Below are 14,600 nucleotides of genomic sequence, written 5' to 3'. Positions count from 1 at the left end.
TAATAGCTTCCGTTAAGGTTTGATCTGCTTTTTGAGTATTATAATTTTTAAAATAAGGATCATCACTAATATATTTTTGCATTCCCAAAAGTGCATGACCGGTTTCTTCAGAAATATTCAGAGATCCCGGAGTATCAAAACCGGTTACTCCAAGGGAATATATCCTTATCAGTTCTATACGCAAGGGTAAAGTTTTGTTATTTCCTTTACTCATTCCGTTTTTCATAGCGCTCAGATAGAAGCCAGAATAGCTATTGTAGAGAAAATCTGTGATCGTTTTGATTTTTTCTTTTTGATCTTCTGCTTCTTCTGAAAATATCAGTTCATCCAATACCTGTAATCCTTCTGGTGGAAGTGTATAGGCTGATGTTCCTGCGGCCTCAATATGGAACAAAGGTGCGGCATTCAGATGAGTTTTGGTAAATTCGGGATAATGATAGGCAATATAGAACTCAATTTCTTTAAATGAATTTCTTGTATTTTTTAATGATGCCTGTAGTTCTTCAATGGAAATTTGATCTTCAGAGAACTTACGGACATCTGATTTCAGCTGCTCAAGCTTACCTTTAAAATCTGACAGTCCTTTATTAACAAATGTATTTTCACTTTCTTTTCCTTTGTAAACTGGATTGAAAGACATTACTGCAAATCCGATTAAAAGGACAACAACAAGCAGTGGATAAGATCTCATGAATTTTTACCGACAAAACTATCAATCTGATGTTATCTCAATTTTAATAGCAGATTAAATAATGTTTATATTTTTGATACAATATTTTTCACTAATTTTAAACCCCGAAATCGGATTCATTATTCTTTAATAGGCGGTTTATTCTAAAATACCGGTAAAATAATGGCGAGAGGTTATTGGGAGAGGATTTTTTTAATTAAATTCAACACATCAAAACTAAAATAGAATTATGAAAACAAAACTATTGTTTGCTATTGCAGCAAGTTGCCTTTCGCTTAGTGTATTTTCACAAAAGAAAAAGCAGACGGATAAGCCTGCAAAACAACAGGAAATGGCTATATATGCCGAAAAAAAAGGAAATGAATATTATCTGGTTCGCCTGGAACAAGATAAACCGGTTCCCAATGTGTATGTATATTCTAACGGAGTAATCAAACCCTATAAAAGCTATGCAGAACTTAAAGACGTTGTCATGGAATTTCCTGGAATGATGTCTTCTAATAATTCAACCAAAGAAGAACTGGTTTCTGTTCTTAATAAAGACAATCATTTTTATGAGATTACCTCTCAAAGAAAAGATCCCAAAAATTTTGAAAAAACTGTGGTTACAGTTTATGAAGTGATGGGCGGACAAAAAAGGATTGTTGAAGAATATGATTCTATTTACCAACTTATGGCTTCCCCTTATAAAGAAGCAATTTTCATTGATTAAAAACAAAAAATATAAATTATGCTAAACAAACTTGCTGCTTCAGAACTTATTCTGAATGAAGACGGAAGTGTATACCACTTGAATCTTTTACCCGAAGATATTGCTGATAAAATTATCCTTGTAGGTGACCCGGACAGAGTAGCAAAGGTTTCAAAGTATTTTGACACCGTAGAGATCAAAAAAAATAAAAGAGAGTTTTATACACATACAGGAACGCTTCGTGGAGAAAGAATCACGGTAATGTCTACCGGTATTGGAACGGAAAACATTGATATCGTAATGAATGAGCTTGATGCTCTTGTTAATATTGATCTTAAAAACAAGGAATTCAAAACTGAGCACAAAGCACTTGAATTGTTCCGTATGGGAACTTGTGGAAGTGTAAACCCTGATGTAGAGGTTGATAATATGCTGGTTACTCAAAACGTAGTAGGATTAGATGGTTTAATGCATTTCTACCAGGACTACAGTTTCGAAAATGAGTTCTCTAAAAGTTTCCTAGAAAGATTCCCTTACGAAAGAATCAAACCGATGCTTTACTTCTCAGACTGGGCAGAAGAAATGGGTGAATATTACAAAGATGCCAAATACCACGGAAATACGGCTACTTTCCCAGGATTCTATGCTCCACAGGGAAGACAGCTACGTCTAAAAGCTGTAGATGATCAATTCCTTGAAACATTGAATGACCTTGGAGTTACCAACTTTGAAATGGAAACATCTGCAATCTATGCATTTTCAAAATTACTAGGTCACAAAGCTATTACAGTTAACAACGTAGTGGCAAACAGAAGACGTGGTGAATTCTCTACAGACCACCACAATTCTGAGAAGAATCTGATTACTTGGGTTCTTGACAGAATTATTAAATAGCCCTTTGTAAAGATAAATAAAAGCCTCTGGAAAAACTTCAGAGGCTTTTGTTTTGACTATTTTTTGATTTCTAGAGTGGGCTAAAGCCCACTCCTATTGAATTTGATAAATTGCTGTAAGATAATATAAACAATAATAGATTTACATCAATAAAACATCAGTAGAGACGGGCTTTAGCCCGTCTTTTAAATTTATATCCAATCCATTGGCTTTAGCCAAAACTTAATTAACAATGTCCTTAATGGTTTGAATTAAATCTCATGAAATTTTCTTGGATCTGGATATTGAAAAACATACTCCAATTCTGAAACCAGTTTTGAAGATAAAATTTTCTTGCCCTTTACTTCTTCCGGCTCTTCCCCATTCTCTATATTTTTCTGGGCATTGATAACCTGAAATTTTGCCGGGTGAAACGGAGCGGTTACATTATATAAACACTTTTCTGTTCCATTTTCGATCATCTTTAAAATAATACCGGCAATATCTTTGTAATGGATATGATTAACAGCAAAATTCAGGTTGCTAACATTATAGTTTTTTAATAGCCTGTTATCACCCATTAACCCTCCTAACCTTAAAATATTTACCTGTGGATATTTATTTCTTACCATTCTCTCCCCTGAAATTTTTTCAACAGGAACATCAATTTCGGTAAACTCTTTTTCTGTATCCGGATAAACACCTGTAGAGCTCATTAAGAACATCTGTCCTTTAAACTCTCCGATAAAGGATGATAAATTCCGGATTCTATTATATAAAGAGCTTACACAGCAACTTTTCTCTGAAATTGGAATGGTAATGATCAATACATCAAGATTTTCCAGAGCTTCCCATTTAGGATATGGTTCGCTAAGCTGATAATCCGGAAAATTAACAACCATGGCATGTACTCCTTTAGCATTGAGCTCTTCTGCTTTTTCAACCGTTGTAGTGGTTGTGTATATTTTATATGTGTTAGACAAGGATGCCGCAATTCTGGCTCCCAGCCAGCCGTATCCTATAATTCCTACTTTTTTCATATTTTAGAGGAAGATTGTGTTGATAATATTTCGTCAAGACCGGACATGAGTTGCTTCTTTTGCCCTTCACCAAGATTAAAGCAGGCCTGAACTGCTTCCGGAATATGTTTTGCCTTCTCTTTAAGATCCCTTCCATTTTCTGTAAGGCTGATAAGGACTACCCTTTCATCATCCTGGCTTCTGGTTCTTTTAAGCAAACCGTTTTTTTCCATGCGTTTCAATAAGGGGGTTAATGTCCCGTTGTCCAAATGAAGATGCTCACCAATCTTTCCGATATTCATTTCTCCGCTCTCCCATAATACCAGCATTACTAAATATTGGGGATACGTTAACGAGATCTCATCCAGATAAGGTTTATACAAACTGGTAATATATCTTGAAACAGCGTAGGTCTTAAAGCATAAATGTTCTGACAGCGCAATCATATTTCATCGTTTAAAATACAAAAATACTTAATTTATTTTGTGTACAATATATTTGTTTACAAATTATTTCATTTGAAATCATATACCTAATTACATCTTTAAGAGAATCTCTTCTATCAATTGATATATGAGAGTTCAAATAAAAAAGACCTCCGAAACCGGAGGTCCTAACACCATATCAACTATAATAAAACTTATTATCAAATTTAAAACTCATTAATCATCACATAAAAATGACCAGAGTACAGACTGCTGGCACTTCCTGAAATATTGGTAAGATTAATTACAATACTTGAAGTGGAAGTCATTCTTGGATTAGAAATAGAGAATGTTGAATTCCCTGCAAAATCTCCGGCCGGAGAAACAACAACTACAGCCCTGGTTGAGCCTGGTTGAAAACTTGATGGAACAGCAATTTCCAAAGTGGTAGATTTTCCGGGTTGTAGATTATTTACGGAAACTCCAGGCCATACTTCAAAGTTGATCTGGTTTTTCTGTATGCTTCCTCTTTCCCCGAGTTTATACTGTCCGTTTACATCTAATCTTGCAGATGTATTTGGAGCCCCCGTGCCAATGCCTACATTCGCATTATTATTCCCCAACACAATAGCATTGGCCTGTGAGGTAGTTGCTCCATATCCTATTGCAGTGGAAAATTGTCCCAAAGCATTTGCTTCTGAGCCTACTGCTGTAGAGTTTTCTTTATTGGTAACAGCATTATATCCTAAAGCTGTTTCACTGTTTGTATTTGTTTTTGCATTATATCCTATTGCTATGGATTGAAAACCTCCTGCTGAAGCGTTATTTCCAATCGCTGTGGATTCATTTTTGCTGGTTTGGGCATTATAGCCAATTGCCGTTGATTTAAAAGCACCTGCTGTGGATTTATTTCCTATCGCCAATCCATCATTTGCAGACACTGCCGCCGCACTACCAATGGAAATCCCCTGAAATGCAGAGCTTGAGCTTCCGATGGCAATTCCGTTCTGGCCGGCATTAGCACCTAATCCAAAACTTACCGAATTATCAACACCTAATCTTCCTGCTGTAGCAGCATTTACTTTAAGGATCAGGTCATCCATTGTTTTTGTTCCTAATGACAAAGCTGTATTGGCTCCGCTATAATTTCCGGTATTATCTCCTGTTGTGTTCCAACCTGTTCCAGAATCTCCTTTACTGGTTGTATTGGAAGCAACAGAAAGTTTGTTCCATTTAGATGCGAACCAATAATAAAATCCCGCCTCTGTTAATCCCGCTTTTCCATTATTCCATACAATAAGTCCATCTGCCGGCGAAGGTACTGTAACAGCATCTGTATCTGAAGTAAGAGCAATACTGGGAAGAAGTACTCCTTTATTTTTAGCACTTACATGAAGCATTGCTGAAGTATCCGGATTTGAAATCCCGATTCCAACCTGAGCAAATGTAAAGACAGCAAATAGTAAAAAGAGAAAACTCAGTCTTAGTTTATAATTTCTTTGCATCACCTATGTTTTTTGAGGGTGCAAATATACAAATTTTTCAATAAAAACAACATTTCATTGAAAATACAACAATTAAAACACACTCATGTGACTAAAAGAACAAATAATCACACAGAATTGAAAAATACATTAATTAACAACAAGTTAAATACCTCTTTATTTATTAGCATCAGGTGAATTAAGCAACTATAAAACCCGAAGTCAATAAGTAAACAATTAATAAAAAACATCACTAAAAATTGAATAAAATACAATGTATCACTTTCTAATGAAACAAGTTTCAATATGATCATTTACCATACCTGTAGCCTGCATATGAGCATAAACAACGGTTGAACCCACGAATTTAAATCCTCTTTTCTTCAGGTCTTTGGAAATCCTATCAGAAATTTCTGTGGTGGCAGGTACTTCTGATAAAGCTTTTGGTTTATTATCAATAGGTTTGCCATTAATAAAGCCCCAGATATATTTTGAAAAACTTCCAAACTCTTCCTGAACTTTCATAAACTGCTGAGCATTGGTTACTGCAGCGCATATTTTAAGCTTATTCCTAATAATCCCGGAATTATTCATTAACTCTTCTATTTTCTGATCAGAATAAACAGCAACCTTTTTATAATCGAAATGATCAAAAGCCTGTCTGAAATTTTCCCTTTTAGAAAGAATGGTATACCAGCTTAAACCTGCCTGAAAACTTTCCAGAATAAGAAATTCAAAAATGGTTTCATCATCATAGACAGGTCTTCCCCACTCTTCATCATGGTATTTCCTGTAGAGATCATCTTTTTCACACCAACCGCAGCGTATTTTCTCCATAATTATTATATTTTAATAGTAAAGGTAAGATTGATTTAGAAAAGTATAACAAAAGATTATGAAAAGTTTAACAAAGGAGCCTTATTTTAGGAATAGTTATTGTTTATTCAATACTACCAAACCAAATTTATAGTATTATGAACAATTCAGATTACAACAAAGCGGAAAATGCAGTAAATAATGTAGAAAATTCTTTACAGAATGCAACGGACAAAGCCAAATGGAAAATCAATGAATTGGCAGACAGAGCTAAGGATTATATCAACGAAAAGAGGAATAATGACGAAGAGGCCAAACAGGAAGACTGGCTAGACAGGGTAAAAGCTAATGTATCCGATGCATGGGAAGACATTAAGGATAAAGCAGATGAGGCTTGGGAAAAAACTAAAGATGCGGCAGAAGATGTGAAGGCAGAATGGAACAAGAAAACCAATTAAAATTTCAGTCATATAAATATTTTCAAGAAAATGGGGTCTTATAATTGATAAGGCTCCATTTTTATTATGTCATAACCACAATTATTGCTACATTTGTATTTCAATAAACATTAAAAAATTATGTCATACGGTTTACTTAAAGGCAAAAAGGGAATTATATTTGGAGCCCTTAATGAACAATCTATCGCATGGAAAGTTGCTGAGAGATGTCATGAGGAAGGAGCAGAATTCATCTTATCTAACGCTCCTATCGCTTTAAGAATGGGAGAACTTAATGGTTTAGCCGAAAAAACAGGTTCTGAAGTTATAGGTGCAGATGCTACTTCTATCGAAGATCTTGAAAAACTTTTTGATGCTGCTGTTGCAAAATTTGGTAAAATCGACTTTATCCTTCATTCCATCGGGATGTCTATCAATGTAAGAAAAGGAAAACACTATACGGAAATGAACTACGATTGGTTGGAAAAAGGCTGGGATATTTCAGCAGTTTCTTTCCATAAAGTAATGCGTGTGGCTTGGGAGAAAGACTGTATGAATGAATGGGGAAGCATCCTGGCACTTACTTATATTGCTGCTCAGAGAACATTCCCGGATTACAATGATATGTCTGACAACAAGGCTTATCTTGAAAGTATTGCAAGAACTTTCGGAAACTATTGGGGTGAAAGAAAAGTACGTGTAAACACTGTTTCCCAGTCTCCAACAATGACTACTGCAGGTAGCGGTGTGAAAGGTTTCGGAGGATTCCTTGGTTATGCTGAAGATATGTCTCCACTAGGAAATGCTACAGCTCTTGAATGTGCAGACTATTGTGTAACTCTATTCTCTGATCTTACTAAAAAAGTAACGATGCAGAACCTTTTCCATGATGGAGGTTTCAGCAGTTCAGGAGTTACTCAGAGAGTAATTAGTAAATATGATGCTGAATAATATATTTAGTATAAGATAAAATAGGATCGGCGGCCTCTTCGAGGCCGCCGATTTGTTTATTACGTTTCCAACATTTATTTTCTTTTAGATATATAGGGACTCTTTAAAAACATTGATTAGTTTAAGAAGCTATTAACTCTTCATTTTGGAGAGAGGAATTCATCTTTCTTTTCTCTAGAATATAATCTAATACGGAAGAATAATTCTGCATATTCTTGTAATCACTCTTTTTTTCATTAAAATTATCTCTGATAAACATAATCACAGCAAAAAAAATCGGACTGATAAGCAATAATATTAAAATAATCATGACATTTTGCTCTTTTCCTGTTATTCCAAAAGTTAATAGAATAAAACTTAGTGTAGAGATAATAGGTGAACTTATTGAAATTAAGCTAGATAAATTAAACGGAAACTTAGGAATAGTTTTGATAGCAAGTTCTTTATCATTTTGACTTTTAAAAAATTCTAACTCTTTATTGTTTAAAAATATATAATTATTGTATAAACTATCAAACCAATGATATTTTAAAACAATTGAATCCCAATTTATACCAAATAAAATTACACCAACCATATTTTGTTTAAAATATCCTACTCTTTTTTTAATATCAATAAATTGCCTTCTTCTATCAATTGCCATGTAAATATATAATCCAGCCAAAGAACTAATCATCAAAATAAAAGGCCATTCGAAATACGCTTCAGACAAAGGTATATTATTGGTTATGGTATCTTTCACAAAGAAATACATTCCAATACCTACCAATATCAGTAGTAGTATTAAAATAATTGCCTCAATATAAATATAACGTTTAATGGTAGTTAACGTTTTATAAATGTTATGTTTTCCTAAAAACTCACTGTAATGTTGATAAAATTCCATATGAATATTTTTTATAAATTATTATTAAAGAAATTATTTACTTAAGCAAAGCTGCTATATTAATTAAATAGGATTTCTTGACAAAAAAAATAATTCATAATAAAGAAACAAAAACAAATCGGCGGCCTCTTCGAGGCCGCCGATCCTATTTAAAATAATAGTAATATGATGTTATAAAATTACGGTCTGTATAGAATGGGCTGGCGCATTCAGCTTGGCAGCCATTCCTTCAATCCAAAGATTCGTTTCAATATCATTGTCGGAATCGTTCATGATCACGGTTACCAGCTGTCCGTTTTCATTCATAAACGCTGAAGAAGTTAAAGCCGCTCTGTTGGAAGATGAACCAATTCTTTGTGCATTAGGTTTAATATACTTTGAAACGTGTCCGATGTAGTAATATTCATAAGTATAAAATACCTCTCCTGTTTTCGTATCTGCAATGATTGGGGCAAAACAGAAATTACCTTTATGGTTAGGACCTCCGGTTTCATCCAACAGAATATTCCAGTCTGTCCATAAAGCATTTCCTTTATTAAAATCGTTCAGCATATTTTTGCTGTACAGCTCTCCAAGGCTTACATCATAAATTCTGTCCATCGCAAACTGTTCTTTACAGCCTTCCGTAAACGCAAGGAATTTATCCGGAAAAGCCCTGTGGGTTTCTGCCAGGTTATCAAACAGCTGGGTTTTGTTGTTCCAGGTTTCATACCAGTGATATCCTATTCCACTTGCGTATTTTGAAGTTTCCGGATCACTGAGTGTAGTGGTTGCTCTCTGGTAGATCAGGTCTCTGTTGTGATCCCAGATCATTACCTTTTTATCTTTATAGCCGTTTTTCCATAAAGTTGGGCCTAGATTATTCTTCAGGAACTCTCCTTCTTCTTCCGCTGTATAAATGCAGGATTCCCAGGATTGTGTAGCCATAGGTTCATTCTGGACAGTTAATCCCCAGACATTAATTCCTCTTTTTTCATATTCCTTGATAAATTTAATATAATAATCTGCCCAAGTCTGGTAATATTGGTTTTCCAATCTTCCTCCTTTGTATAAACTTTTATTAGATTTCATCCAGGCTGGCGGGCTCCATGGAGAAAAATAAAAAGTAAAACTATTTCCAATGGCCTTCTGAGCCTCTTTAATCAATGGAATTTTATATTTTTCATCATGGGCAACGTTGAAGGTTTTCAAAGAGGTATCATTATCTTCTACATAAGTATAAGAATCGCTGGAAAAATCACAGGAGTTCATATTGGTACGAACCATCGTATATCCCAGCCCATTCTTTCCGAAGTAAGCATCCAGGATTTCCTTCTGCTTATTCTTTGGCATCTTATAGAATGTCTCTGCCGCTGCATCTGTAATAGCACCACCAATTCCTATTAATTTTTGATATTTAAAATTGGGAGCTACAAAAATACAGGCTTCCGTTTCTTTTGGCTGGCCAAACTGTTCAAATTTTACAGCTCCTTTATCTGCCATTCTTTCGTTGACCTTAGAATTGGTCAAAATTACCTTAGCTGTTTTACCTTCATGTTTTTTCCAATAATTCTGGGCATTGATATTAACTGCAATACCAATTACAAAACAACTTACGATTAGTTTTTTCATGATTTTTTATTTTTGAACCCTTCTGGTTCTCTTTTTCATTATTTATTCTGATAGACTCTTACATAGTCTATATAATATTTTTGTGGAAATATACTGTCATCAATCCCCATCTTTCCACCCCAAAAGCCTCCTACAGCCAGATTTAAGATAACAAAATAAGGTCGGTCAAACGGCCATGCGTCACCCGTTTTTTCTTTATTTTCATAAGTAAAAAACTTTTTATCATCAATATAAACATCTATTTTCTCAGGTGTCCAATCTGCTTTATATACATGAAACTTTTCACTTACATCTTTTACAACCAGAGTATCCGTTTTCTGCGTTCCCTGGATATGATTGTATTTTTTGGTATGTACTGAAGCATGAATATATCCCTGATTATAGCCTACATGTTCCATAATATCAAGCTCACCATCATCCGGCCATTTCTTCATGCCCTCACTCATCATCCAGATAGCCGGCCATGTCCCTTTGCCTTTTGGAAGTTTTGCACGTACTTCTATGGTTCCGTATTGAAAAGAAAACTTCCCTTTGGTTAAAAGTCTGGCCGAAGTATATTTATTTTCCTCCCAATTTTCTTTTCTGGCTTCAATAACAAGATTTCCGTTTTCCATACGGGCATTTTCCAGCCTGTTTTTGGTATAAAACTGAGCTTCTTCATTTCCAAATCCGTTCCCTCCAATATCATAATTCCATTTTGAAGAATCAGGAAGTCCTTTTCCGTTAAATTCATCGCTCCAGATTAATTTCCTGCTGGAATCAACTTTGGTTGATGTACAATTTGTTACTGATAAAGCTACTATTGCAAGTACACAAAGCCGGATACTATTTTTGGATTTTAAATTCATACAATGTTATGGTCATTATGTTTAAAGTCTTTTTACGATCTTTCCTTATATTGAGAAAATTAAATCCCGTTTCTATTGAGTTTATTTCTGCCAATTAATTCTTTTGGTTTGTACATTCTGAGAATTGGTTCCCACCATAATATCAAACTCACCTGCTTCCCAGTCAAAATTCAATTCGTCATCAAAAAACTTCAGATCATCAGGAGTCAGGGTAAAGTCTACTTTTTGGTTTTCTCCTTTTTTGATGAATATTTTTTTAAACCCTTTCAATTCTTTTACAGGCCTTACTACTTTTCCGAAAAGATCCCTTATATAAAGCTGCACTACTTCTTCACCATCATATTTACCTGTGTTGGAAACAGTAACGCTTATATTTAATCTCTGATTTCCTTTCAGGTTTTCGGAACTTAGAATCATATCGGAATAGGTAAAGTCTGTATAGCTCAATCCAAATCCAAACGGGAATTTCGGATCATTGTCAAGATCAATATATGCTGAAACATAATTTCTGTCTGTATTATTTTTTGCTGGTCTGCCCGTATTGTAATGATTATAATAAACCGGAATCTGTCCTTCATTTCTTGGAAAAGTCATCGGAAGTTTTCCACTTGGGTTTACGGTTCCAAACAGAACATCAGCAATAGAATTTCCGGCTTCCGTTCCCAGCCACCAGGTATAAACAATAGCAGGAATATGGTCTGCCGCCCAGTTGAAAATCAAAGGTCTTCCTGCATTAATCATAAGAATAATCGGTTTTCCTGTTTTGGCAACTTCTTTCAACAGATCTTCCTGTACCCCGGAAAAGCCAATATTGCTGCGACTTTTTGCTTCACCACTCATCGCATGCCCTTCTCCTAAAGTCATAATCACCACATCTGATTTTCTGGCTGTCTCTATTGCTTCTGCAAACATTGTTTTGTCCTGATCATCTACATTACATCCTTTTGCATACAATAAGGTAGAGTTTTTATCGAGTTGATTTTTAATCCCATCAAACTGTGAAACAATTCTCTGGAGATCATCTTTAAAAGCAATAGACCAAAACCCATGATTAGCTACGGTTTCCTTTCCGAACGGACCAATCAAAGCCACTGTCTTTACTGTCTTTGAAAGCGGAAGGATATTCTCTTTATTTTTAAGAAGAACGATACTTTTAGATCCGAATTCTCTTCCGAATTTTCTATTTTCCTGGTTATTTAGCTGTTCTTTCTGTCTTTTTTCATTACTGAACCGATAAGGATCATCGAAAAGCCCCATCTCGAATTTTTTGGTTAAAATTCTTCCTGTAGCATCATCCACCAGTTTAGCATCTACTTTTCCTTCTTTAACAAGTTTTGGAAGTTCTGCCATATACACCCGGCTTTCCATATCCATATCACTGCCTCCCTGTATTGCTTTTTCAGCAGCCTCAGCACTATTTTTTGCATATCCGTGAGGAATCATTTCTCCAATACTTCCCCAGTCCGAAACCACAAAACCTTTATAATTCCATTTTCCTTTCAGTAAATTTCTCTGGATATATTGATTGGCTGTGGCTGGAATTCCGTTGATATCATTGAAAGAATTCATGAACGTAGCCACTCCTGCCTCCGCTGCAGCTTTAAAAGGTGGAAGGTAGGTTTCATTGAGCTGTCTGAGGCTCATGTCAACAGAATTATAGTCTCTTCCTCCTATCGCAGCACCATATGCTGCAAAATGTTTTGCACAGGCCATAATGGCATCGAGGCTTCCTAATCCTTTTCCCTGAAATCCTTTAATTCTTGCCAACCCGATTTGAGTTCCGAGGTAAGTATCTTCTCCCGAACCCTCCATCACTCTTCCCCACCTTGGGTCCCTGGCAATATCTACCATCGGCGCAAAAGTCCAGTGAATACCATAAGCAGACGCTTCTGTAGCTGCAATTCTTTCTGATTTTTCTATCATTCCCAGGTCCCAACTTGCTGCCTGTCCAATATTGACAGGAAAAGTAGTCCTGTAGCCATGAATAACATCCTGCCCGAACAATAAAGGAATCTTCAGCCGGGATTGCATGGCCAGTTTCTGAAATGCTCTGGTTTCTTCTGCTCCGGCAACATTAAGCATAGAACCAACTTTTCCTTTTTTGATTTCGTCTAACACTGCCGCTGAATTGGAATGCTGAGGTCCTGTGGCGTATTCAAATCCACTGTACTGCACCATCTGTCCTACTTTTTCTTCCAGTGTCATTTTAGATAAAAGTTCTGCTACTCTCTGATCTGTTGTTTTCTGTCCGTAGACGCTCATTCCAAGTGCTGAGAACGCCAGTAAGAAATAAACTCTCTTCATACTTATCCGATTAAAAAATATAGGTTGCGGCAGATTGCCCAGGAATGTTTACTGTAGCGATCTTTCCGGCAAATTTAATATTAAAATTTTCAATAACTTTATGGTCATTATGAACAATCAGCACAGTTTTTCCGGTTGGAGTTTTAAATGCTGCTGTTGATAAATATTTTGTCTGTGTGGAAGCAATACGCTGTGAACCTGCTGGTACAAACTTAGACGCATGGGCCACAATATAATAAGCTACATTTCTGGTGAAATTATCCCTGTCTGAAACAGTAATAGCTCCTTTACATTCTGTACATCCCCCGTCTGTATGGGGACCATATTTCGGATCATTGGCAAGATTCCATTCCAAAGCGGTTTTACTCCAGTTCCTCATGGAGCCGATGATCACATTTTTCATGTGCCAGTTCAGATCTTCATTGAATGTTCCTTTGGATCCTGTCCATTGTTCGGTAAAATATAGATTTTTATCAGGAAAAGCATCATGAACAGTGCTTAATGCTGAGATATCACCTTCATACAGATGAAAAGCAGATCCGTCAATATACTGATAAGCTTCAGTATCTTTCAGAATATCAAGCGCATATTCGGGTTTGTTACAGTTATGGTCATATACCACAATCTTTGTTTTTATTTTATTGTTCTTAAAAACAGGCCCCAAATACCCTTTGATAAAATCTCTCTGCTGATCGGATGACATATACATACTTGGATTATTCCCAGGATGTAAAGGCTCATTTTGCGGAGTGACAGCATCAATAGTGATTCCTTCCTTTTTCATTCCCTGGATATATTTTACGAAATATCGGGCATAGGTTTCATAAAACTCAGGTTTTAAGCTTCCACCTTTAGACTTGCCGTTATCTTTCATCCAGACTGGTGCCGACCATGGTGTTGCAATAATTTTAATCTTTGGATTGAGAGCTAAAATCTCCTTCAGCATAGCAATCAAGTCTTTATCTTTTACTAAACTGAATTTGGAAAGAGAAATATCCGTCTCTCCTTCCGGAAGATCGTTATAGGAAAAAACTTCACCATCCAAATCTGAAGCACCAATGCTTAATCTCAAATAACTGATGGAAATAGAGTTTTTATCGTTTCCAAAAAGTTCATTCAGTAAAGCTTTTCTTTTGACAGGTGACAAATGATTAATAACCTCAACACTTCCTCCTGTTAATGTATATCCGAAACCGTCAATATATTGAAACTTTTGAGTGTCATCAATTTCAATATTCTGAAAGTTATTGGAGGTATTTACAAATCTGATTGGAGTTTGGGGCTGTAATTTGATACTTTCATCTCCTTTGGTGAGCCAATAGTGAACTTCATTACCTTTCTTCTGAGCAACAGAGGTACACGATAAAGGAAAAAGTACCACACCGCAAAGCAGTGCAGTACCTTTAAAGAAACTATATAAGTTGTGAAACTTCATATTTAATATCCCGGATTTTGGTGCAGCGATGTATTCGGCAGCTCATTAAACGGAATGGGTAGAATTTCATTCTTGTTGGCTTTAAATCCTTTAAATGCAAGTTTTGAAGGGGCATCTCCCCATCTTACA

13 protein-coding genes and 1 pseudogene are annotated in these 14,600 nt (G+C 35.6%); 4 read left to right on the top strand and 10 right to left on the bottom strand.

Features of this window, described 5'->3' with window-relative positions:
- Positions 1–691: pseudogene (locus BBH99_RS01070) on the bottom strand (cytochrome-c peroxidase); the annotation flags it as partial.
- A 229-nt stretch (positions 692–920) separates the two neighbouring features.
- On the opposite strand from BBH99_RS01070, the gene BBH99_RS01065 reads away from it, so the two are divergent.
- Positions 921–1,403: a hypothetical protein gene (locus BBH99_RS01065; protein ID WP_066690821.1), complete on the top strand. Its 483-nt coding sequence runs from the start codon at positions 921–923 to the stop codon at positions 1,401–1,403.
- An 18-nt stretch (positions 1,404–1,421) separates the two neighbouring features.
- The gene (locus BBH99_RS01060) at positions 1,422–2,276 is read left to right on the top strand and encodes a nucleoside phosphorylase (protein ID WP_066690820.1); all 855 of its coding nucleotides are present in this window, start codon (positions 1,422–1,424) and stop codon (positions 2,274–2,276) included.
- A 251-nt stretch (positions 2,277–2,527) separates the two neighbouring features.
- Here BBH99_RS01060 and BBH99_RS01055 read toward each other — a convergent pair whose 3' ends face one another.
- The 4 genes from BBH99_RS01055 to BBH99_RS01040 form a co-directional block, all read right to left on the bottom strand.
- Positions 2,528–3,295, bottom strand: coding sequence for a Rossmann-fold NAD(P)-binding domain-containing protein (locus BBH99_RS01055; RefSeq protein ID WP_066690819.1), 768 nt, complete (start codon positions 3,293–3,295; stop codon positions 2,528–2,530).
- Positions 3,292–3,720, bottom strand: coding sequence for a MarR family winged helix-turn-helix transcriptional regulator (locus tag BBH99_RS01050; protein WP_066690816.1), 429 nt, complete (start codon positions 3,718–3,720; stop codon positions 3,292–3,294). Before BBH99_RS01050 ends, BBH99_RS01055 begins: the two co-directional genes overlap by 4 nt.
- A gap of 206 nt (positions 3,721–3,926) precedes the next feature.
- Entirely contained in the window at positions 3,927–5,204 is a 1,278-nt protein-coding gene (locus BBH99_RS01045; protein ID WP_066690814.1) for a hypothetical protein, read from the bottom strand.
- A 258-nt stretch (positions 5,205–5,462) separates the two neighbouring features.
- Complete coding sequence (locus BBH99_RS01040) at positions 5,463–6,020, bottom strand: DNA-3-methyladenine glycosylase I (protein ID WP_066690812.1); 558 nt, start codon at positions 6,018–6,020, stop codon at positions 5,463–5,465.
- Between the two features lie 137 nt (positions 6,021–6,157).
- On the opposite strand from BBH99_RS01040, the gene BBH99_RS01035 reads away from it, so the two are divergent.
- Positions 6,158–6,457: a hypothetical protein gene (locus BBH99_RS01035; RefSeq protein ID WP_073300121.1), complete on the top strand. Its 300-nt coding sequence runs from the start codon at positions 6,158–6,160 to the stop codon at positions 6,455–6,457.
- A gap of 120 nt (positions 6,458–6,577) precedes the next feature.
- Complete coding sequence (locus BBH99_RS01030) at positions 6,578–7,387, top strand: enoyl-ACP reductase FabI (RefSeq protein WP_062670284.1); 810 nt, start codon at positions 6,578–6,580, stop codon at positions 7,385–7,387.
- A gap of 121 nt (positions 7,388–7,508) precedes the next feature.
- Here the strand turns inward: BBH99_RS01030 and BBH99_RS01025 are convergent, their stop codons facing one another.
- From BBH99_RS01025 to BBH99_RS01005, 5 genes are all read right to left on the bottom strand, one after another.
- Entirely contained in the window at positions 7,509–8,273 is a 765-nt protein-coding gene (locus BBH99_RS01025; RefSeq protein ID WP_066690809.1) for a hypothetical protein, read from the bottom strand.
- A gap of 171 nt (positions 8,274–8,444) precedes the next feature.
- Positions 8,445–9,884, bottom strand: a complete 1,440-nt coding sequence (locus tag BBH99_RS01020; RefSeq protein ID WP_066690807.1) for a glycoside hydrolase family 30 protein — start codon at positions 9,882–9,884, stop codon at positions 8,445–8,447.
- Positions 9,885–9,922: 38 nt separating this feature from the next.
- Entirely contained in the window at positions 9,923–10,732 is an 810-nt protein-coding gene (locus tag BBH99_RS01015; protein WP_066690805.1) for a glycoside hydrolase family 16 protein, read from the bottom strand.
- 81 nt (positions 10,733–10,813) lie between these two features.
- Positions 10,814–13,036 (bottom strand): beta-glucosidase BglX, encoded by a 2,223-nt coding sequence (gene bglX, locus BBH99_RS01010; RefSeq protein WP_066690804.1) that lies wholly within the window; start codon positions 13,034–13,036, stop codon positions 10,814–10,816.
- Between the two features lie 10 nt (positions 13,037–13,046).
- Complete coding sequence (locus BBH99_RS01005; protein WP_066690801.1) at positions 13,047–14,471, bottom strand: glycoside hydrolase family 30 protein; 1,425 nt, start codon at positions 14,469–14,471, stop codon at positions 13,047–13,049.
- Positions 14,472–14,600 lie beyond the last annotated feature (129 nt).

This window comes from Chryseobacterium contaminans (genome assembly GCF_001684955.1).
Taxonomy (GTDB): Bacteria; Bacteroidota; Bacteroidia; order Flavobacteriales; family Weeksellaceae; genus Chryseobacterium; species Chryseobacterium contaminans.
Note: the sequence above shows the minus strand (reverse complement) of the source record. Positions and strands in the feature narration are given on the sequence as shown.

Bases quoted from the DNA above. Each gene is read 5' to 3' on its own strand.
- BBH99_RS01065 (WP_066690821.1), top strand. From the start codon at position 921: ATGAAAACAAAACTATTGTTTGCTATTGCAGCAAGTTGCCTTTCGCTT.
- BBH99_RS01025 (WP_066690809.1), bottom strand. From the start codon at position 8,273: ATGGAATTTTATCAACATTACAGTGAGTTTTTAGGAAAACATAACATT.
- BBH99_RS01040 (WP_066690812.1), bottom strand. From the start codon at position 6,020: ATGGAGAAAATACGCTGCGGTTGGTGTGAAAAAGATGATCTCTACAGG.
- BBH99_RS01015 (WP_066690805.1), bottom strand. From the start codon at position 10,732: ATGAATTTAAAATCCAAAAATAGTATCCGGCTTTGTGTACTTGCAATA.
- BBH99_RS01050 (WP_066690816.1), bottom strand. From the start codon at position 3,720: ATGATTGCGCTGTCAGAACATTTATGCTTTAAGACCTACGCTGTTTCA.
- BBH99_RS01055 (WP_066690819.1), bottom strand. From the start codon at position 3,295: ATGAAAAAAGTAGGAATTATAGGATACGGCTGGCTGGGAGCCAGAATT.
- bglX (WP_066690804.1), bottom strand. From the start codon at position 13,036: ATGAAGAGAGTTTATTTCTTACTGGCGTTCTCAGCACTTGGAATGAGC.
- BBH99_RS01020 (WP_066690807.1), bottom strand. From the start codon at position 9,884: ATGAAAAAACTAATCGTAAGTTGTTTTGTAATTGGTATTGCAGTTAAT.
- BBH99_RS01060 (WP_066690820.1), top strand. From the start codon at position 1,422: ATGCTAAACAAACTTGCTGCTTCAGAACTTATTCTGAATGAAGACGGA.
- BBH99_RS01030 (WP_062670284.1), top strand. From the start codon at position 6,578: ATGTCATACGGTTTACTTAAAGGCAAAAAGGGAATTATATTTGGAGCC.
- BBH99_RS01045 (WP_066690814.1), bottom strand. From the start codon at position 5,204: ATGCAAAGAAATTATAAACTAAGACTGAGTTTTCTCTTTTTACTATTT.
- BBH99_RS01035 (WP_073300121.1), top strand. From the start codon at position 6,158: ATGAACAATTCAGATTACAACAAAGCGGAAAATGCAGTAAATAATGTA.
- BBH99_RS01005 (WP_066690801.1), bottom strand. From the start codon at position 14,471: ATGAAGTTTCACAACTTATATAGTTTCTTTAAAGGTACTGCACTGCTT.